Genomic DNA, 20,305 nt, shown 5'->3' with positions numbered 1-20,305 from the left:
AGGCGGAAGATGTTATCCAGGATCTTGGCGTTGTTCGGCTCCTGCTCGAACTTCACCAATTGATTGTCCACGGTGTCCAGGCTCTCGCTGGTCTCCGTCAGAAACTCCCGCAACAGATCATCCATGAAAACAGGCCTTCATAAGGAAGGGCGCGCACGAGGTGTGATGCGCCATTTCGGAATGGTGCCAGCTTCACCGCAAAGCGTTTAATATTGGTTGAGTATGTGCAAAAGAACGGAATCAACAAAGAGATAAGGCGCTCCGGACAAGCCGAAGCGCCTCGTAAAGATTTGCTTAAGAGGCCGAGCGCGACGCGCTGTTTACGAAGCGGTAACGGTGATGGCTTCGCCTTCCGGCGCAAGCTTCACGGTGAGCCCGCAGGCCTGCGCCAGCAGCCGCGTATAATAAGGCTGGATCGCGTGCGCATCCGCGGCCGGCCCGCGCTCGCCGCTCAGCAGCTCGGAGATGTTCTGCGGCAGACGCGCGTTATGACCGGTCGCGGTGATGCGAAAGCTCATCGTCTCGCCCTCGCCGATCGGGTCGACCGTCAGCATGCCGCCGCGCGGGATCGTATGCTGGGCGACGACCAGCATGTTGAGCAGCAGCTTGACGCGGTTCTTCGGCAAGAGGAGCCGCGGCAGATTCCAGGTGATCGAGCACTTGCCGTCCTCGATGTGGCCTTTCGCCATGGTCTGGGCATCGCCGAGATCGATCTGCGCGCCGGAGGAGCCGGCCGCGCCGAAGGCAAGACGGCAGAACTGGAGCCGGGCGGAGGCGGTCTTGGCGCTCTTGCGGATCAGGTCGAGCGCGAACTCGCGGTCTTCGGGCTTGGGATCGTCGTCGAGCACTTCGAGCCCGTTGACGATGGCGCCGACCGGGCTGATGAGGTCGTGGCAGACCCGCGAGCACAGAAGCGCGGCGAGTTCGAGCATATCGGGAGCAGTAGCGGTCGCGGGCGACGAGGCGTCAGACATATAAAGGGGTCCTGGAGGGTTCCTGGAATTGCACGGCGCTGGACGCCGCGAATCACGCATGCTTGACGGATGCTGCGGGTTCTAACATTCGCCAGCCCGCGGCAGCTAGCTTGCGATCACGTCGAGGCGGTCATAAGCCCAATCGAATCGATCGGGGCGAATCAGTCGAGAAGGAACCAATTGCCGATGATTGAGGCATCCAGGTGAGGCGGATCATCGACGGCGCGGCCGCCTCCGGGCTGATGGAGCCCTTGACGGCGCTGGTCGTGAAGGCGGGCGAGGCGATCCTGTCCGTCAACCGCGCGGCAATGCAGGTCGACGGCAAGCAGGATGGCTCGCCCGTGACCGAGGCCGACCTCGCCGCCGACCGCATCATCGCGGAGGGCCTGGCACGGCTCGCAGCCGACATCCCGACCCTCTCGGAAGAGCGGGCCCAGTCCGCCTCCCCGCCGTTTGAGGGCAGCTTCTTCCTGATCGATCCGCTCGACGGCACCAAGGAGTTCATCGCCGGTCGCGACGAGTTCACCGTCAACCTCGCCCTGGTGACATCAGGGATGCCGATGCTGGGCATCGTCAGCGCGCCCGCGCTCGGCGTGCTCTGGCGCGGCATCGTCGGCCGCGGCGCCGAGCGCCTGAGGTTTGACGGCGCTACCATCGGCACGGCCGAGCCGATCCACACCCGCAAGCTGCCGGCACGGGGCGAGCCCTGGATCGCAGCGGTAAGCCGCTCGCATGGCGATCCCAGGAGCGAGGCGTTCATCGATGACAGGCCCAACGCCGTGAGAAAGACCTGCGGCTCGGCCGTGAAATTCGGCCGGATCGCGGAAGGCAGCGCGGACATCTACCCCCGCTTCGGGCCGACCTGTGAATGGGACGTCGGGGCCGGTGCTGCGGTCGTGACCGCGGCCGGCGGCAGGGTGACCGACGGCAAGGGCGGCGAGCTCCGCTTCGGTGAGCGGCAGGCGAGCGGCTTCATCATCCCGGAATTCATCGCCTGGGGCGATCCGCAGGCGGTAGGTCGCTACTGACCGAGCTGTTCCAGAAGCGCCGGCCAGCGCTTGCCGACCTCATAGAGGAACCGTTCGGGATTGGCGGCGAAGGCGTCACGATTGGCTTCCCGGCTGAACAAATAGAGCCGCTGCGCCGCGATCGCGAAGAAACGGGGGTTGCCGGCGACGGTGACGCCGCGGGCGATATCGGCGGGATCGTAGCCGCCGAATTGCGGCCCATAGACTTCGGGATGGGCCAGGAAGGAGGCGCGGTTGCCCTCGTTGCGGAAGCGCCAGACCGCGCCCCACAGGTTCGCCTCGAACTCCGCCGTGCCCCGCACCGCCCGGCCATCGACGAAATAGGCGACGGGGTCGAACCCTTCGATAGCGACGCCGGTGAAGCGGTTGACGACGACCCGCTCGGTAGTGGCGGCCTCGGCCGGCAACCCCGAGCCCCATATGCCCGACAGCAGGCAGACGAGGAGCCCGATCAAGGCGATTCCGGGGCGCAAAGGGCTATCTTCCTGCCGTTGTGCCGTCATAGTTGCTGCGGATAACATCCGAGTCGAGGGGACATCCGGCGCAACCTAGAGCCATGCCTGTTGGCGTCAGGTTAAGGAAGCGACCGGATTCGGTACCAGGGGTTCTTTCATGACTTTCGCATCACGCCTTGCTGCGCTCGCGCTTGCCGCGATGGTCGGCTGGATCGTGCCGGCTTCCGCCCAGCAGGCGCCGCCGCCGGACCTGCCGCCGCCGCAGCGGACCCCGACGCCCACTACCTACGGGCCGGACGAGCTCGTCACCGCCGGCCACCGCTTCTTCGGCAACGTCTCGCGCGGGCTCGCCTCGATCATCGAGAAGGCGGTCAGCCAATGGGGCCTGCCCAACGGCTACATCCTGGGTGAGGAAGGTTCCGGCGCCTTCGTCGCCGGCCTGCGCTACGGCGAAGGCACGCTCTACACCAAGAACGCCGGCGATCTGCGCGTCTACTGGCAGGGCCCCTCGCTCGGCTTCGACTGGGGCGGCGACGGCGCACGCACCATGACGCTGGTCTACAACCTGCCCGCCACCAACGCGATCTACCAGCGCTTCGCCGGCCTCGACGGCTCGGCCTATATCATCGGCGGCTTCGGCATGACGGCGCTCACCGCCAACAACATCGTGCTGGTGCCGATCCGCTCCGGGCTCGGCCTGCGGCTGGGCGCCAATATCGGCTATCTCAAATACACGCCGCGAGCGACCTGGAACCCGTTCTAGACTGCTCTGCTCCCATCCGGGTACGGATCAAGGTTAACGACAGGCCGGGGCTGGCTTTCTGCCGGCGCCCCATGGCATGGTCGTTGGTAAATTTTTCCTTAGCTCCGGGAGTTCTGCCCCATGGTCGAGCCGATCATGTATCTGGCGATCGGTTTCCTGCTTTCGATGCTGTGCGGGCTCGCCATCGTGCCGCTGGTGCATAACCGCGCCGTGCGCCTGACCACGCGCCGGCTCGAGGCCGCCACGCCGCTGTCGATGGCGGAGATCCAGGCCGACAAGGACCAGCTCCGCGCCGAATTCGCCATGTCGGCGCGGCGGCTCGAGATGAGCGTCGACCAGCTCAAGAACAAGACCACGAGCCAGCTCGCCGAGCTCGGCAAGAAGAGCGACGCCATCAACCGCATGAAGATCGAGCTCGGCGAGAAGAACGCCACGATCTTCGCGCTCGAGGCGCGCGAGAAAGCGGTGAAGGAGCAGCTCCGCGCCACCGAGGAGGAATTCAACACCAAGACCCAGGCCTTGCGCGAAGCCGAGATCGCGCTGGCCGACAAGCAGGCCGAGCTCGCCAAGATCAATGCCGAGCTATCCGATCGCTCGATGATGGCGGAGAGCCGCCAGGTCGAGCTGCTCGCCGTGCGCGCGCAGATCGAGGAATTGAAGAACCGGGTCGGCGACGCCGAGAAGGAATTTGCCGCCACCCAGGCGCGCCTCGCGCAGGAGCGCACCGAATCCGAGACCGCCTCGCGCGAGCTCAGCGAGGCGCGTGGCCGGGTCGAAAACCTCAGCCAACGCGTCACCGAGCTCGATCGCCAGCTGCTGTTGCAGGTCAAGGAAGCCGAGATGCTGTCCGGCCGCGTCGCCGACCTCGAAGGCCGCCTCGCCACGCAGGGCAAGCTGCTCGCCGAGCGCGACTATGAGAACAACCAGCTCCGCCAGGCCAATGAGAGCAACGAGCGCACCATCAAGGAGCTGCGCGTCGAAATCGCCGCCTTGAGCGGCGGCAAGTCGTCGGCTGCAATGGAGTCGCTGCGCGCCGAAAAGGCCGCGCTGGAGGAGCAGCTGCGCACCGCACGCGACGAGCGCGCCAAGCTTCAGCGCGACATCAACGCGATCCAGCAGCAGGCGGAGAGCTCCTGGGCGACCGAGCGCATGGAGAACGCGCTGTTGCGCGAACGCATCAACGACATCGCCGCCGAGGTGGCCAAGCTCGCGATGCAGCTCGAAGGCCCGAACTCGCCGATCGAGGCGCTGCTGGCGGCCGAGGCCGGCCAGCCGCCGAAGCCGGTGCCGCGCCCGGCCAACGACGCCGCGACCAACGGCGCGCCGAGCCTGCCCGAGGGCGGCGGAACGCTGGCCGAGCGGATCCGGGCGCTGCAGGCCCACGCCTCCCGCGCCCGCCAGCAGGGCGCCTAAGCCTCCCAAAACCGTCCCTCCGCCGCGAATTGCGCGGCCGAGGCAAGGTTTCCGTTCTCCGCGGCACCTGGAAACTTGACACCTCAAGCCCGCACTTCTAAATCGCGGGCTCCGATGCGCCGGCCGGCCGACAAGGTCCGGCCGTCTGCATGATGGTCCCGGGCGCATAGCTCAGCGGGAGAGCGTTCCCTTCACACGGGAGAGGTCCAAGGTTCGATCCCTTGTGCGCCCACCATTTAGCCCTTTCCCGCAGTAGCTTAGCGACCCTGTTCCCTTGAGGTGTGCCCCCAAAAACCTGGGGCACAACAGGGGCACACGCGCGGGACAAATCGCTCCGCCGGGGCTAACCCTCACCGGCACCAATCAAGAGAGCCCGCTCTGGTCCGCTCCGACAATATGGTTGGCCGCATCGACCATCACGACGTCAAGACTTGGCAGGCAAGACTGCCGGTTCCCGCTGAGATTCGAGACCGGCTCAGAACCGCGCACTGCAGGAAGCATGTCGGCTGCAGCAACTGTGATCGCTGGTGCTATATGCCCGAGAAGCGCGCGGGCATGGGGCGCTGGCAGGGCTCGTGCTCGCGCTCCTAAAAAGAAAGGCAACAGCACATTGATGAAGGCAGCGCGAGCTTGGGTGCAGCGGTTGCTCGGCGCTACTGGGAAGATACCGAAAGCGAGCTCGAAAGCTTACTCAGAGACGCGGCGGATCCGATCAGTGCACTACGGGAGTATCCGAAAAATCTTCCGGAGATCGCTTGAGAGCAACAATCGGCTTTGCCTTTGCAGCTTCATGTCGGCCGAATATGATGATCTTCCGGATGAGGTGACGGCAGAGGTTCAGACCTTCTCCGACGTCAACGTGGCCTGGATCAGCAAGGCGGTTGTCGCCGCCGACGTGGCGCGCCCAGATAACAGCCAGGCGCGGGCACGTGCGATCTTTGCGGCAGTCGCCGGAGCTCAGCTCATGGCGAGAAGCCGCTCTGACATATCATTGTTTGACGCGTTGATCGAAAGCTACCGGGCCACAGGGCTCCTGCCGGCATAGAAGCATGACCGTCGCTCGGTCCCTGTTAGCGTTCAATCCGATGCGTTGCTGGCGTTGGCTGGGCCCGTCGCGGGAGGCGGCTGAGCGGCACGGCCGCTATCACTCGGCCATCCGCGCTTCTGCGCTTGATCGAGCGACGATCGTACGACCAAGCGATGGAAGGGCGCGATAAGCGCGATGTAAGCCCGGCCCAGCAGACGATTGTAGAAGACGAGCGTCGTTACGATCAGTCGACGGGGCCGGCCCTCGGATGTCGGTTGCAAGAGGACCGACACACGGAAATCGAGATGCCAGTCGTCTTCTCCCAGGATGATCTCGTCCTGGTCTCGATCGAAGACACGAAAGATGCTGATGCGGTCGCCTCCGCTGGACTGCAGATCGGCTGCTCTTTTGAGGCCGAAAGGCCGCACTAGAATGTCTCGGATGCTCATCAGCATCGCGATCCACTCAGGTTGCTGTTCGAAGACATGTCGTGCGAGCGCCTCTACGTCCCCAGAGGCCGTTTCTGGCAAGTCCGCCGAAAACGCATCGGCAAAATCGCCTCGGCCATAGGACGAGCTCAGCCGCGAGACCGACGGCAAGTCGGCCGGCTCGATCTTGGGACACCTACGCATGCTCGGGCACCGACGCTGGGCTCCGAGCCCCCTCATAATGCGGGATCAGAATGGTCATGGGTGGCCTCCCCGGTTCACACGGATTATGTCGGCAGGAGCGTATGGCGCAAAGGACTTGGATCCCTTAGAATGCGCCAGCGATGCACATCGTCGGATTTTTCGTTTACCCAGGCCATCAGATCCTCGACCTTGCTGGCCCGTTCGCTGCCTTCGAGACCGTGGCCAAGGTCGCCGGGCGGCCGCTTTACAGGCTTGAGGTCCTATCGCGCGCCGGTGGACTCGTCCCGAGCAGCGGTGGCGTTCCGGTGACCACCATGGCGGCCGGTGACGCCAATGTGAACACGCTTGTCATTTCCGGCGGCGACATCGCCCCGATGCTTAAACCGGGCGAAGTGCAGGCGGTGGCGCGGCTTGCCGTGCGGACATCCAGGATCGCGAGCGTCTGCACTGGTGCATTTCTGCTGGCCGAGGCAGGACTGCTCGATGGAAAACGCGCCACCACGCATTGGCGGATGGCGCACCAGTTGCAACGGAGGTATCCAGCGGTGGAGGTCGATGCCGACAAGATCTTTATCGCCGATCGCGCTATCTGGACATCGGCAGGCGTCACGGCAGGCATCGACCTTGCTTTGGCGCTGATCGAGGCTGACCACGGCGTCGAACTAGCGCGCAAAGTAGCGCGCGAACTTGTCGTCTATCATCGACGCGCCGGCGGACAATCGCAATATTCCCCGATCTCTCAGATGGAACCGGAGTCCGATCGCATAAGGATCGCATTGGCTTTCGCACGCGATCGTCTGCAGGAGCCGTTACCTATCGAACGCCTTGCGGAAGCTGCGCGTCTCAGCCTTCGTCAATTCGGCCGCGCATTTCGGCGCGAAACGGGTGAGACGCCAACGAGGGCTGTCGAACGACTTCGGCTCGAAGCGGCCCGCGCACGATTACAGGCCGGATCTGAGCCGATCGAGGCGATCGCGCAAGCGGTCGGTTTCACCGACCCCGAGCGCATGCGGCGAGCCTTTGTAAAACATTACGGCATGCCTCCCAGGCGGTCCGCCGCCTCGATCGGCAGACCGGCAAGTGACTACTCTCGGCCCTAAATGGCTGAGCTTCGGCAACGCTGGAGATCGTCACATCTTGACCTTGCCCAGGATCGGCCCGGTGGACCACCATCCGGGTCCAACCCGCCTTTGGCAGGAAGATGCGTCCTTCGAATTTGATCTGTTACGGATCCGGATAGCGATAGGCATTGCTATGTGGGTCGACCACCTTATGCTTCCGCATATAGAGGCAGAACAACTAATCCCCTATTCGAGGATTGGCCGCCGCGATATCCTGGATACTTCGCGTACTATCGGAAGCAGCAGTTCGTACGCCTGCATTGATGGCATTCGTAAACCAGATTCGGGCACCCTAGCAGTTCATGAGTCCCGCCACCTGAATTAGCACCGGAGCGCGCCGTCAATTAAGCGAGTATCTAGCGTGATGTTTTTTGACAGAAACACGTCGGTCGATACGCCGATTCGTCCTTAGCTTCGCAAAGCGGCGATGCTCCGGATCTCGATCTTGAAATCGGGCGAGGTTAGCGCATCAATGCCAATGATCGACCACGCGGGGTACGGCTTTACGGCATAGCGTTCTTTCGCCGCCATGAAGGCTTCGAGATTATGCTGGATATCGACATGGTAGCTAACGACCTCGACCAAGTCGGTCATATCCAGACCCTCAAGGCGCAAAATCTCGGCTGTTCGTTGCAACGCCAGTTCCGTTTGCTCAGCGACGGTGTCACCGATCTTTCCATCGGGCCTGCGCCCGATTTGACCGGCGATAAAGAGCAGCCCGCCGGCCCGAACGGCGGGCGAGTAGCCAAATTTGTCGTATGATCCGATACTGGCTGCGAAGGTTGGGTTGTCTACTGGAATCTCAAGAACTGTTTTTCTCATTGCGGCAATCTTCTTGGTATCCTGCGCCTTTGCGCGTGGCGGAGCGATTGCGACGATGCCGGCGGCAGCACCGGTGAGCGTCATCACGGAGCGTCTGTTAAGCGGTTCGATCATCGGTCCTCTCTATATCGTGAGTATCAAGCATCGCGCATCAGCGCATCCAATCGGACGAAGGTGGCGTGAAGCCGCGAAGACCGGCAAATACGTCGAAGCCCGGTGGCCGCGCGCCATGGATCAGAGGTTCGAATCGGGTTCGCGTCAGGCGCATGAATGCGATCCGCCACTGGCCGTTGTCCCAGCGATAGCGCTCTTCATAGAACCCGGTCCCGTAAAATCCCGTCGCACCGGAGAAGTTCTTGAGGTCCACTGGATGGGGCCACTCAACCAAATCCATCATCGCCCACACGCCTTCGGCAGTGTGGGGTCCGGTCAATCTGATCTCAGGGGTGTGGCAATGGTGGGCGGTCATTGAGGCTTCGAGTCGCCGAGCCAGATCATCGACAAAAGTTGCACCGTTACCGCCAACAATCGTGAAGCCTTCAAGTTGCAGTTCGGGGGTGAACAGCTCTTTCAAGCGGCCCCACTGCTTGCCGTCTATGAAGCGGCAGTAGCGAGACTTGAGGCGCTTGATATCCTCAATGTGCGCCAAGTCTCCCGGCGTTTCTCCGGTCATGATTTGCCTTAATAGTCACCGAAAGCGCTAGTACTTGCAGCCAACCTATCAAGGTCGCTACCGCCGAAAAACGACGTAGATCCCTCATTCCTGGCCGCTAGAGCGGCTTCCACCCGATGTGAGAGGTTGTCCTGGTTGCCACATGGACGAGCATGGATAAGCAAATTTGTTGAGGGATCTGCGCTGCGAGGCTCTTTGGAGAACTGACGACCTCCTCGAGTAGCCGAATGCAGCACCAGTTCAGCTCCTGAAAACATCGCCCAAATTGAACGAAAGACTTCCGGACACGCTGCGGTACCCGCACAATTGGCCCTGAGCCATGGCGTGAATTGAGGGAACGATGTCGTTTGGGCCCGGCGTTGATCACGATAAAAATGCTTGAGCGCAATTCGGCGCTGCTGACGTGACAACTGGAGCATTGCACATGGCCGAAGACATCGAGTCAAAGCTAAACGTCTCGGCGTCGGCCGATCTTTCGCGCCGCGCGCTCATGCTCGGCGGTCTCGCCGGGGCTGCCGCGGTCCTCGGCGGTTTACCGCTGCCTGCAGCCATCGCCGCCGAAGCCATCGATGCCGGCAGCCCATTCCACATCCTGTTTGTCCTGTACGAGAAATTCACGCTCCAGGACTTTGCTGGCGCAAATGAGGTACTTGCCCGCCTTCCACATGTGAGGGTTAGTATCGCAAGTCCGCAGGGTGGCACGATCATCTCGGATACGCACGTCTCGATCGGCGGAAGCCAGAAGCTCGCAGACGTGCAGGGCTGCGATTTGATCTGTGTCCCCGGCGGCACGGATCGCTCGACGATGATGACGCCTGATGTGCAGCAGGATTTGCGACGCCTCTCTGACGGGGCAAAATACGTCACCTCGATCTGCAACGGTTCGCTCATCCTTGGAGCAGCCGGCCTTCTGAAGGGGCGACGAAGTGCCTGTCACTGGGCGCAGCGCAATTTACTTCCGCAGTATGGGGCCATCCCAGACCCCGCTCGCGTCGTCATTGACGGCCGCTACATGAGCGGCGGAGGAGTAACGGCCGGCATCGACTTCGCCTTAACCGTAGCTGCCATGCTGCGCGGCCCCGTCCAAGCTCAAGTCGTCCAGTTGCTGATGGAGTACGAGCCTGACCCGCCCTTCCACTCAGGCCGCCCCGAGAGCGCACCGCCTGAGGTTCTAGAGGCTTTCAAGACTCAGTATGCGGCACTCGCAAAAATTGCCGGCCTCGTGAAGGGCTGATAGGAGCACCCTCGTGAAGACGCTGCCCTCATTCGTGCGGACTGCTGGTTTGGTCGCATTGTCTGTCTGCTTTGGCACTGCGAACGCGCAGGACCGCGTCGCGCCCGCCCGCCCCCTGCCTGCGCCTTCCGACATCAGCAGCGCGCTTCAAACGCTGGTCGCAAAGCCACCACCGGCCGACTTCAATCAGTGGCCCAACACTCCACAGGGTTGGGCTGAACGGCAGCGATCGAGTGAGGCGAACGGCACCAAGACGGCGCTGGCCTTGGCGGAGCGCCTGCATGTGACCGTGACACCGATGGTGATGGGCGGCGTGCGCGTGTTCGATGTCATGCCTTCCAGCCTAGCGCCGAAAAATCGCAATCGGCTGCTGCTTCAAGTTCATGCGGGATGCTACGTTCTTGGTGGCGGAGAGGCGGCGGCTGTCGAGACGATTTTGATGGCAGGCTTCGGTAACTATCACGTCATCGCTATCGATTATCGCATGCCACCGACCGCTTATTTCCCGGCTGCGCTTGATGATGTGGTTGCCGTCTGGAAAGAGGCGCTCAAGACTCGCAATTCCTCACAAATGGCCATTTTCGGCACCTCAGCCGGAGCTGCACTCACACTTGCAACAATGTTGCGCGTTAGAGATCAAGGCATCCCGCTTCCTGGCGCCATCGGGCTTGGCGCTCCGATGGCGGACCTGACCGGTGTCGGCGACAGCTTCGCCACCAACTCGATGATTGACAACGTTCTGGTGTCACGCGAGGGCTTCTGCGAGCCGGCAGCTCGCCTCTACGCAAACGGGCACGATGTCGCTGATCCCCTCTTATCACCTATCTACGGGAAGCTTGCGGAGCTTCCGCCAGCGATCCTGACGAGCGGCACGCGAGATTTACTGCTGAGCAGCACGGTACGCCTACACCGCAAGCTTCGCCAGTCCGGTGTGGACGCACAGCTCCAGATCTTCGAGGCCATGTCTCACGCGCAATATCTTCGCGATGACACCATGCCAGAGACGCGCGAGGTGTTCGAGGAGATTGCGTCATTCTTTGACGGCCATCTCTCGAAATAGCAGACCTGAACATCCTAACGCCAAAAGCAAGGCGGGAGCCGAGATCCTATTTCTTCATGATACCGAAATTCCCCAACATGGAGCTGCTGTGATGATGATGGACCATGTTTCTCCTTTTCTCGAAGGAATGCGCGCTCGCAACCCTGATTCTCTTGGCGAGCATCTCGCCGATCACGTGGTGCTGGAGAGTCCAATTTTTTACGGAGCCCTTTGTTGGTAAGGAGGCGGCTCTGGGCGTGCTTAGGGTCCTTCTTTCGGGCATCGACTAGTTCGAGGCGACCGACATCATCGCGGGTGAGAACCGCGCTGCCATCATGTTGCGAATCCGCGCGGGAGACGCCGAGGTCACTGGCGTTGATGATCTGAGCGTCGACACTGATGGCCGGATCGCAAGGATGTCGATCCAGTGGCGCCCTCTTGAAAAGTTCGTCGCGATCCAGCAACGGCTCGCTCCCTTGATTGGCGCGCCGAAACTTCGCCTCGTTCAGATATAAGTGTCGCTGACCTACCGGCCTCTGGCCAGCTCGCCTGGTGAACTGCCCCCCGTTTCGACCGGACACCGGCGTTAGCCGGAGGAGCTAGGCCTAGTCCTAGGCATACGCCTATGTCCGACACGTTTTCGAAGGTGGAAGTCATCACCGGCGTTGCCCGGCGGCGGCGGTTTACGACGGAGCAGAAGCTCTTGGTCGTCAACGAGACGCTGCAACCGAGCATGTCGATCAGCTATGTTGCTCGTCGCCATGGGCTCTCCCCGAGCCTGGTCTTCCGATGGAGACGGCTGAGGAAGCGGTGCGGGCCGACGAGAATGTGGTCGCCGCGTCCGAGGTCCGGCGGCTGGAGGAACGGGTTCGAGACCTCGAACGCCTGCTGGGCCGCAAGACCATGGAGATCGAGATCCTCAAGGAGGCTCTTGATCTTGCACGCGTAAAAAAACCGACCTTGCTGTCGCGATCGCAGGCACCGGAGGATGCCCCGTGAAACGGATCGCAGAGACCCTCGGGGTGGCCCGCTCCAACCTAATTGAGCGAGCGGGTGGCAAGCGTCCGAAGCGCGGTCCCCAGACCCGCGCCGGGGATGCGGAGCTCACGTCTGATATCCGTCGCCTGGTGGATAGCCGCCCAAGCTATGGATACCGGCGGATCGCCGCGCTCCTCAAGCGCGAGCGGCGATCCGCCGGCCACGACCCTGTCAACGCCAAGCGCGTCTACCGACTGATGAAGAAGAGCGGCTTGTTGCTGGCCCGGCATACAGGGCGCCGCACCCCGCGGGCCCATGACGGAACGATCATGACAAGCCGCTCCAACGAGCGTTGGTGTTCGGACGCGCTGGAATTCACCTGCTGGAAATGGCGAGATCGTGCGGTTGCCTTTGCCCTGGACAGCCACGACCGCGAGGTCATTAGCTGGGTGGCCACAACAGCTGGGATCTCCGGTGAGATGATCCGGGACATGATGGTCCACTGTGTCGAACAGCGGTTCGCCGACATCCGGGCTCCGCGCAAGGTGCAATGGCTGACCGACAATGGATCCATCTTCGCCGCCTATCGCAACCTTGAGATTGCCGCCGCCCTGAACCTCGAGCCCTGCTTCACGCCGGTCGAAAGCCCCGAGAGCAACGGCATGGCCGAGGCGTTCGTCAAGACCTTCAAGCGTGAGTATGTTCGTGTGAACCCGATCCCTGACGCGAGCACCGCCCTACAGCGGATCGACCAATGGATGGAGGATTACAACTCAGAACACCCGCACTCCCGGCTGGGCTACCGCTCACCGCGGGAGTACATTGCATCACTCAAACCAGCCGAGTGTCCGGTCTGACGGGGGCAACTCCACCTTGATACAATCGCATTTATTTGATCGATTGTGCGGCTCTGTCGCTTAATGCGAGCTCAAATGTCCGGCTCCCACGAACGCCCCTTGCATTTGAGCAATACACGACGATCGCCTCCGGATCGCCTTCAGCGCGCGGTCACTGACCGCTCCGGTCCGCCTCTAAGTGTGAGCTAGCTGCCATTGGAATTTGCTCTAGCTCTTCAAGCGAATTCGCTATTTCTCCGCCCCACCACATATGGCAAATGACACCTGGATTTTGGCACAGGGCTATTAGTCCTCGTTCTCAAGCCAAACGACGCTGTATGGCAGACCTCCGCACTGCTCGAAGGAAAGTCGCAGATGCCGGACATCCTAGGACGAGGGTTACCCAGCTCCATAGAAGGCTACGGCAACGTGAACCCCTTCGCTGGGGCATTGCGGGTGCCCGGTCCCATATCGCGCGCCGCGACCGTCCTCCGCAGCGCCACGCGTGGGGTTCCAAAAACACTGCCAAGCGTCAGGGCAGCGCTCGACGCATGCGAGCTTCGGAATGGTGCGACCATCTCATTCCACCACCATCTCCGCAACGGTGATCGCGTCCTGAATCTGGTACTTTCCGAAATTGCGGCGAAGGGGTTGAGAGACATTACGGTGGCGGCAAGCGCGCTGTTTCCCGTCCATGCTCCACTGGTCCAGCACATCCATCGTGGGGTTGTCAGTGGACTGGCGGCGAGTACCATCTATGGACCGCTTGCCGATGCGGTTTCAAGGGGGGAACTGGCTAAACCCGTACTGATGTTTACGCACGGGGGCCGTGCGCGCTGCATCGAATCCGGCGAACTTCACATCGACGTAGCCTTCGTTGCTGCGCCGACCGCCGATGCGTACGGTAATCTCAACGGCGTCAACGGCCGGGCCGCCTGCGGTCCGCTTGGCTATGCAGTTTCCGACGTTCAGTACGCCGATCGCGTCGTCGCCATTACGGACAATCTGGTTCCATATCCGGCTACACCGATAGAGATTTCACAAGACTGCGTCGACTTCGTCGTCGCCATCGATTCCGTCGGCGATCCGGAGCAGATCGTCTCGGGGACCACGCGTCTGACGACAAATCCCACCGGTTTGCAGATTGCCGAAACGGCAGCCAAAATAATCCAGGCATCCGGATTGCTTAACGAAGGCTTCTCGTTTCAGACGGGTGCCGGCGGCGTATCGCTTGCCGCGGCGGCCTTTCTCCGAGACATCATGATTCACCGCAAGGTGCAAGGCAGCTTCGCTTCCGGAGGCATCACCGGTGGGATCGTCCAAATGTTCGACGCGGGCCTGTTTCGTGCATTGCTCGATGTACAGGCCTTCGACCTCGAAGCCGTCGCATCCTTTCGGCGGAGCCCGGCTCATCAAGGCATGTCGGCTTCAATGTACGCCAATCCGCACAATCGCGGATGTGTCGTGAACCAGCTGGATGCAGTCATCCTCGGCGCCGCCGAAGTCGATCTCGCCTTCAATGTCAACGTAACAACGGGAAATCAAGGCCTGATCCTCGGAGGATCGGGAGGACATGCGGACACCGCTGCCGGAGCCAAGCTCACATTGATAACCACGCAACTGACCGCCGGTAACGTGCCGAAGATAGTCGATCGCGTCAAAACGTTGACCACGCCAGGGGAGACCATCGATGTCGTCGTCACCGAATCCGGCGTCGCGGTCAATCCTCAACGCACCGACCTGCTGGATCGCCTAAAGTTCGCGAATATACCTGTGGTCTCGATCGAACGATTGAAGGAAGAAGCGATACGCAAGGCAGGCCCAGTGACGGCGCGCGCCATCGAGAACGACAAGATCGTCGCAGTGGTCGAATACAGGGATGGCACCGTCATCGACGTCGTGAGAGCGGTGCCGACGATCTCGACGACGAGGACCTGGAGATCCGGTGAAAGCCCCGACCGCGGTTAGGTCACATCCTTGATCGAGCTATTTTCGTCGACTGTGCATTTGGGCCTCCCGGAGGAGAAGATCTATTATGACCGCGCTCATTAGCGAGGATGATGTCATTCGTAGCGTCGCGGACGCTCTCCAATACATTTCCTACTACCATCCACCAGACTACATTCGTCACCTGAACTATGCCTATGAAACCGAGAAGAGCCCCGCGGCGAAGGATGCGATCGCCCAAATTCTTGTAAATTCGCGAATGTCCGCTCTCGGAAAGCGGCCCCTGTGCCAAGATACGGGCTTGGTAAGTGCATTTGTGAAAGTGGGCATAAACGCGCGCTTCGCGGCGACACGAAGCCTTTCCGACCTGATCAACGAGGGCGTGAGGCTTGCCTACACGGACCAAAACAATCCGCTACGAGCATCGATCGTGTTCGATCCGCTGTTCGCTCGTAGGACACGCGCGATAATTCGCCGGCGGTGGTTCATGCCGAACTTGTGCCCGGCGAACACCTCGACATCACGCTTTGCGCCAAGGGCGGCGGATCGGAGAACAAGGCGCGGTTCGTCACGCTCAATCCAAGCGATTCCGTCGTTGACTGGATATTGGACACTATACCGACGCTGGGAGCCGGCTGGTGTCCGCCCGGGATCATCGGAGTTGGAATCGGAGGAAGCTGCGAGAAGTCACTCTTGCTAGTCGACAGCCGTCGATCCGTCTGGATTGCCCTCGATCGAACATGTGATGACATCCGGTCTCCGCTGTGTGAGAACATCGTGTGACAACCACGGCGTCGCATATTCGTCAGTAGCACACCGCCACCACCCCCCGTGGCGACCACAAGTGATTGGACAAGTTCTCGTCCCTCTGGACGGCGAAAGTCGACAACGAACGAGCGTTTTCCCTTGTTGAGGCCGGTCCAGTACAGGCTCCGACCTCGCGGCATCATCGGTTGACGCACGTAATCGATACCTCCGCCCGGCATATCGACCCGGATCACATCTGCGCCGAACTGCGATAGGGTCATACCGGCGAGAGGTGCGGCGATAAACGCCGAGTTCTCCACGACGCGAAGTCCCTGCAAAAGTTGATAGTTCATCACCGTCCTCAAGGCTCGTCAAAACCGGCCACCCAAATCTGCTCGGCCTGGGAGTGACGCAATCTAGTCTCGCTCATGACCGCAACAATCAGACTTATCTTGCCAATTATGCAGATTTACCGATCAAGCGGCCGAGCTTGCGAGAACGGCCGGAGTTTTGGCCGTCTTCACGCGACAGCCACGGTAGCAGGCATCACCGACACAGAAACCGAAGGCCCTGCGGTCCTCATACCCGTGCTGCGACGATGTACGACGCCAGGATCTGTCATCCGATGCTGCCACTCACCGACCGACGGGAGCACCTGATCATTCGGTCGTCAGCCTCTCGATCGCGCGTTTGGTTCTCCTGACGTGTTTGGAGGGACAGTGACGCTGGAGCGTCGGAGAATTCTGCGCTCGTAGTTGCCCGCGAGATGCAGGAGTCGTCGCTTAAATGAAGGGATCGGCGTCCCGCAATCTCCCTAAGCTGACGCACGCGCTCGACGAGAAAATCGTCATCCATCGGCTCGATTCTCCGAGATAGCCCGACATCATGTTGATCAACGCGAACGCACACCTCATGCGAGGACGTATTGCAAACCACTATGGCAACGAGAACGATTTAATAATTGGTCGGGAGCCGTTTGGCTGGCATCTTCTCGCCGTTTCTCCCGTGCATCCTCCTGGGTGCCACTGACTTGAGCCCGGCACATCTACGCCGGGCTTTTTTATTGCATTTGCGCGCGGCCACTTCAAACACGTCGACGTCACGTTGACGGGCGCGCGGTAATCGCTCTTAGCACGATAAGCAGGCTAGCGCCGCAATCAGGCCGCTTTCGACAAACGCGTCTTCTAAGCTTGTCTGCCTAGACCTTGTACCACCTGCAACGCTGGGACCAGCCGAAAGCAATGATGCCGTCGACGGCAAGAGGACGATCCGCTTATCCAACCGTCTGGTATCACTGGAACCTTGGAGTGTCCCTGGAGCCCACTGTCCAAAGAGCTCGTGGCCCGAATTGCTGGCATCACGCATTGCTTGCGACCCGGACGCGCTCCGGCGAAAACTCGGCTCTTATCCTGTTTCCATCGCGATCGAGGCTGGGGACCCCGCCATAGCACTTCGACTCGCCGCGCACCGAACTACCAGGCGCCAGGAGTTCGATGTCGCCACCATCGGTCGCCACGGTAACGTACTTGTTTTGCGGGTGGTCGATCAGATCCTTGAGTTCGGAAAAATGTCCGAACGCGATGCGCGCGCGTGACAGGCGCGCGACACACTCATCAGAATCAAGCTTTACGATTTGGTCGGCACACCACGCCTCGACCTGGGCTCGGTTCTCGATGCGAACCTTATTGCTCTCGAACCCCGGAGCGAGCACCTGCGTCGGCGCTCCGAAGACATCGGCACACAAGGACTTCCACTCACGCTCATTTTGCACCGATATCAGGACGTCCTTGCCATCGCGGCACGCAAACTTCCCGTACGGAACAATGGACGGATGCCTTAGCCCAAGTCGCATTGGCGTAAACTGCCCGTACTTGTGCTGCAGAAAGGGGACGTTCATCCAATCAGCCATCGCGTGATAGAGAGAGACGTCGATCACACGGCCCTTGCCGGACCTCGAGCGCCCCAGCAAGCCTTCAAGGATTGCCTGGTAGGCGGTCATGCCGGCCGCGATGTCGCAGACGGAAACGCCAACACGCGCGGGTTCATCGCCGATCCCATTGACCGCACAAAGGCCTGTTTCTGCCTGAATCAGGAGGTCATAGGCCTTCTGCTCGCTTCTTGGTCCCTCGCGGCCATAGCCGCTGATATTGCACACGATCAGCCGCGGATTGAGCACCAGGAGTTCATCGGAGCTGAAACCGAGCGATTCGATCACACCGGGACCGAGGTTTTGAATGAAGACATCGGCCCGCCTCAGCATGTTCTTGAGCAGCGCCTTATCCTCCGTCGCTTTCAGGTCCAGAGCGATTGATTCCTTTCCCCGATTGAGCCAGACGAAATAAGCGCTCTGGCCGTTCACGAGTGCATCGTACGCCCGGGCAAAGTCTCCCTCCGGCCGCTCGACCTTGATCACTCTCGCGCCGGCGTCAGCGAGCTTGCCCGATGCATAGGGCGCGGCGACGGCGTGCTCGACGGCAACAACAATGATGTTAGAGAGATCCGTCATTGTGCGTTGCCTCCATTCCTGTACCTGAAGACTGTGGCCCAATTGCCTTCTCCGCAACTGCATTGTGCCGATGGGTGCTATTGACTTACCCTATCGAGAGTCCCGCGGCTTTCAGTCATTGGTTTTCGCAATATCAGAGGTCAACGATTCGGTGTTGCGGTCGCAGAAGCGGATGCTTAACGCTGCCCGAACCTCCGCGACGACGCCTTTGGGTGGTCATGACGATGAGCGATCCATTTCTTGCCTTGTTCATTCCCGCCACGAGGCCTGAACGCTTCTACAAGGCGGCTTCTTCCGGCGCCGACGCGATCGTCATTGATCTCGAAGATGCAGTTGCGGCACATGATCGCGCCGCTGCCCGGAGAACGTTGCGCGCCGTTCTTCCAACGCAGGAATTTCCCGGCCAGGTCATCATCCGCATGAACGTACCTCGAACGGCGGATCACGATGAAGATGTTCGTCTCCTCGAGGATTTGCCGAGCTCGATCGGCGTCATGCTCGCCAAAACGGAGCAATGCGAGGACCTCTCACGCCTCGCCGACTTGCTTCCGGGTCGCTTGACAATAGGTCTGGTTGAGACGGCTACAGGCATCGCCAACGCCCGCCATCTCGCACCTCTATGCACCCGAGTGGCGTTCGGATCGATCGACTATGCGAATTCGATCGGAGCCGCTCATTCGGCGCGCGCACTGCTGGCGGCCCGGTCGGAACTCGTGTTCGCCTCGGCCCTCTCGCGTGCGGCCGCGCCGCTCGACGGCGTGACAATTTCGATAGGAGACGAGGCAGGAATTGAGTCCGATGCCTCCCTGGCCCGAGAGCTCGGCTTTCGGGGCAAATTGCTGATCCACCCTGCGCAGGTCGTGCCGGCGCTGCGCGGCATGGCCCCTCCGGCAGCGGATCTCGAGCATGCCCGCGCGGTTCTCGCGGCAGGCAACCGTGGCGCCCACGGGGTCGACGGGAAGATGGTGGATGCACCGGTTGTCGAGACCGCAAGACGCATTGCTGAGGACTACGACCGAATACATCGCCGGATCGACGCCATTGTGCGCAGATCCCCCTTGGCATCGTAGTTCATCCGCGAGCCCGCCCATTCAGGACCGACCGGCGAATTAAAGAACGCGAGGAAAGGTTGCGGCGAGGTTGCCGCCAGAGAGGAGCAGATATGGAGAAACAGATAGGTATTATCGGGATCGGCCTGATGGGGCACGGCATTGCCAAAAATCTTATCCTCCGAGGGTGGAAGACCCGTTATCTAAGACACGCGGGCAACCAACCGACGGACGATCTCGATGCGAAGGGCGCGGTGGGGTGGCCTTCAGCGTCAGAGCTCACGAGAACATCCGACGTTCTCATCCTATGCGTTACGGGCACTCCTCAAGTTGAGGATGTCCTGACCGGGAGCGGCGACGTACTTGATGCGCTCCGCCCCGGTACAATTGTTATCGACTGCTCGACAGCAATTCCGAGCTCGACGATCAGGTTGGCGGAGTTGGTCTCCGCAAAAGGCTGCCACTTTGTCGACGCTCCAATGACGCGCACTCCGAAGGAGGCCGAAGAGGGCCGGCTCAACCTCCTGGTTGGTGGGGACGCCGCTGTGGTCGAGTCCTTGCACCCTCTACTTTCTTCGTTCGCGGAAAACATCTTTTACGCCGGCGGCGTCGGGTCAGGGCACCAGCTCAAGCTGCTCCACAATTTTGTGTCACTCGGCACCGTCACATTGATCACGGAAGCCGTGGCCTGCGCCGCTAAAGGAGGCGTCTCAATGGGCGCACTTGTGGACTGCTTGAGCCGCGGTGGCGGCGCCGGCGTTGCGCTCGATCGGCTCATTCCTTACATTCAAAAAGAACAAACGGAACAACTTCGCTTCACCGTGGCAAATGCTTGCAAGGATTTTTCCTACTACAATCAGATGGCTGATGAACTCGGCGCTTCGCATTTAATCGCCGCTGGCATCTATCACACCCTAGATGGTTTGGTTCGCTGCGGCGAAGGAAACGCATACATGCCCCAGCAAGCCACATTGCTTCAGAAGCATGTCATAACGTGATCGATGCCGAGGCTTTCAGCGCCTCGCCTGAAAGAAGGGACTTGTCGGTCCCTTCTTCACCGC

At 61.0% G+C, this 20,305-nt stretch carries 15 protein-coding genes, 1 tRNA gene and 4 pseudogenes; 13 read left to right on the top strand and 7 right to left on the bottom strand.

Annotated features, from left to right (window positions below):
- Positions 1-320: 320 nt before the first annotated feature.
- Positions 321-974: a histidine phosphotransferase ChpT gene (gene chpT, locus AC066S_RS34490; protein ID WP_164719161.1), complete on the bottom strand. Its 654-nt coding sequence runs from the start codon at positions 972-974 to the stop codon at positions 321-323.
- Positions 975-1,177: 203 nt separating this feature from the next.
- Between chpT and cysQ the strand changes: the two genes are divergently transcribed.
- Positions 1,178-2,002: a 3'(2'),5'-bisphosphate nucleotidase CysQ gene (gene cysQ / locus AC066S_RS34485; protein ID WP_478271734.1), complete on the top strand. Its 825-nt coding sequence runs from the start codon at positions 1,178-1,180 to the stop codon at positions 2,000-2,002.
- On the opposite strand, the gene AC066S_RS34480 is transcribed toward cysQ, so the two are convergent.
- Positions 1,996-2,475 carry a YHS domain-containing (seleno)protein gene (locus tag AC066S_RS34480; protein ID WP_135171783.1) on the bottom strand — a complete coding sequence of 160 codons (480 nt, stop codon included), beginning with the start codon at positions 2,473-2,475 and terminating at the stop codon, positions 1,996-1,998. The two genes, cysQ and AC066S_RS34480, sit on opposite strands and share 7 nt — an antisense overlap.
- 139 nt (positions 2,476-2,614) lie before the next feature.
- Between AC066S_RS34480 and AC066S_RS34475 the strand changes: the two genes are divergently transcribed.
- The 4 genes and pseudogenes from AC066S_RS34475 (at position 2,615) to AC066S_RS34460 (ending at position 5,678) form a co-directional block, all read left to right on the top strand.
- Entirely contained in the window at positions 2,615-3,220 is a 606-nt protein-coding gene (locus tag AC066S_RS34475; RefSeq protein WP_478271733.1) for a DUF1134 domain-containing protein, read from the top strand.
- 120 nt (positions 3,221-3,340) lie between these two features.
- Positions 3,341-4,633 carry a hypothetical protein gene (locus AC066S_RS34470; protein ID WP_478271732.1) on the top strand — a complete coding sequence of 431 codons (1,293 nt, stop codon included), beginning with the start codon at positions 3,341-3,343 and terminating at the stop codon, positions 4,631-4,633.
- 160 nt (positions 4,634-4,793) lie between these two features.
- Positions 4,794-4,868: transfer RNA gene (locus AC066S_RS34465), tRNA-Val, on the top strand.
- A gap of 374 nt (positions 4,869-5,242) precedes the next feature.
- A pseudogene (locus AC066S_RS34460) lies at positions 5,243-5,678 on the top strand (TetR/AcrR family transcriptional regulator).
- Between the two features lie 32 nt (positions 5,679-5,710).
- Here the strand turns inward: AC066S_RS34460 and AC066S_RS34455 are convergent.
- Positions 5,711-6,259 carry a DUF2867 domain-containing protein gene (locus AC066S_RS34455; protein ID WP_209311907.1) on the bottom strand — a complete coding sequence of 183 codons (549 nt, stop codon included), beginning with the start codon at positions 6,257-6,259 and terminating at the stop codon, positions 5,711-5,713.
- 173 nt (positions 6,260-6,432) lie between these two features.
- Here AC066S_RS34455 and AC066S_RS34450 point away from each other — a divergent pair, with 173 nt between their 5' ends.
- A complete protein-coding gene (locus AC066S_RS34450) occupies positions 6,433-7,392 on the top strand; it encodes a GlxA family transcriptional regulator (protein WP_126262183.1) in 960 nt (319 codons plus the stop codon).
- A gap of 429 nt (positions 7,393-7,821) precedes the next feature.
- On the opposite strand, the gene AC066S_RS34445 is transcribed toward AC066S_RS34450, so the two are convergent.
- Positions 7,822-8,349: a RidA family protein gene (locus tag AC066S_RS34445; RefSeq protein WP_209312009.1), complete on the bottom strand. Its 528-nt coding sequence runs from the start codon at positions 8,347-8,349 to the stop codon at positions 7,822-7,824.
- Positions 8,350-8,386: 37 nt separating this feature from the next.
- Positions 8,387-8,908 (bottom strand): nuclear transport factor 2 family protein, encoded by a 522-nt coding sequence (locus tag AC066S_RS34440; protein WP_126261728.1) that lies wholly within the window; start codon positions 8,906-8,908, stop codon positions 8,387-8,389.
- Between the two features lie 424 nt (positions 8,909-9,332).
- Between AC066S_RS34440 and AC066S_RS34435 the strand changes: the two genes are divergently transcribed.
- From AC066S_RS34435 to AC066S_RS34415, 5 genes and pseudogenes are all read left to right on the top strand, one after another.
- The gene (locus tag AC066S_RS34435; RefSeq protein WP_126261729.1) at positions 9,333-10,142 is read left to right on the top strand and encodes a DJ-1/PfpI family protein; all 810 of its coding nucleotides are present in this window, start codon (positions 9,333-9,335) and stop codon (positions 10,140-10,142) included.
- Positions 10,143-10,155: 13 nt separating this feature from the next.
- A complete protein-coding gene (locus tag AC066S_RS34430) occupies positions 10,156-11,202 on the top strand; it encodes an alpha/beta hydrolase fold domain-containing protein (RefSeq protein WP_235884883.1) in 1,047 nt (348 codons plus the stop codon).
- A gap of 604 nt (positions 11,203-11,806) precedes the next feature.
- Positions 11,807-13,016, top strand: a pseudogene (locus AC066S_RS34425) (IS3 family transposase).
- 354 nt (positions 13,017-13,370) lie between these two features.
- Complete coding sequence (citF, locus tag AC066S_RS34420; RefSeq protein ID WP_135167356.1) at positions 13,371-14,963, top strand: citrate lyase subunit alpha; 1,593 nt, start codon at positions 13,371-13,373, stop codon at positions 14,961-14,963.
- 67 nt (positions 14,964-15,030) lie between these two features.
- Positions 15,031-15,641, top strand: a pseudogene (locus AC066S_RS34415) (fumarate hydratase); the annotation flags it as partial.
- A gap of 149 nt (positions 15,642-15,790) precedes the next feature.
- Here AC066S_RS34415 and AC066S_RS34410 read toward each other — a convergent pair.
- A pseudogene (locus AC066S_RS34410) lies at positions 15,791-16,042 on the bottom strand (CoA transferase); the annotation flags it as partial.
- 1,004 nt (positions 16,043-17,046) lie between these two features.
- Complete coding sequence (locus tag AC066S_RS34405) at positions 17,047-18,195, bottom strand: CaiB/BaiF CoA transferase family protein (protein ID WP_126261731.1); 1,149 nt, start codon at positions 18,193-18,195, stop codon at positions 17,047-17,049.
- A 224-nt stretch (positions 18,196-18,419) separates the two neighbouring features.
- On the opposite strand from AC066S_RS34405, the gene AC066S_RS34400 reads away from it, so the two are divergent.
- Positions 18,420-19,265, top strand: a complete 846-nt coding sequence (locus AC066S_RS34400) for an HpcH/HpaI aldolase/citrate lyase family protein (RefSeq protein ID WP_478271731.1) — start codon at positions 18,420-18,422, stop codon at positions 19,263-19,265.
- Positions 19,247-20,242 (top strand): NAD(P)-dependent oxidoreductase, encoded by a 996-nt coding sequence (locus tag AC066S_RS34395; RefSeq protein WP_478271735.1) that lies wholly within the window; start codon positions 19,247-19,249, stop codon positions 20,240-20,242. The genes AC066S_RS34400 and AC066S_RS34395 overlap by 19 nt, the downstream gene beginning before the upstream one ends.
- Positions 20,243-20,305: the final 63 nt, after the last annotated feature.

Source organism: Bradyrhizobium sp. CFUWI (genome assembly GCF_056429085.1).
This window is presented reverse-complemented; position numbering and strand designations above follow the sequence as displayed.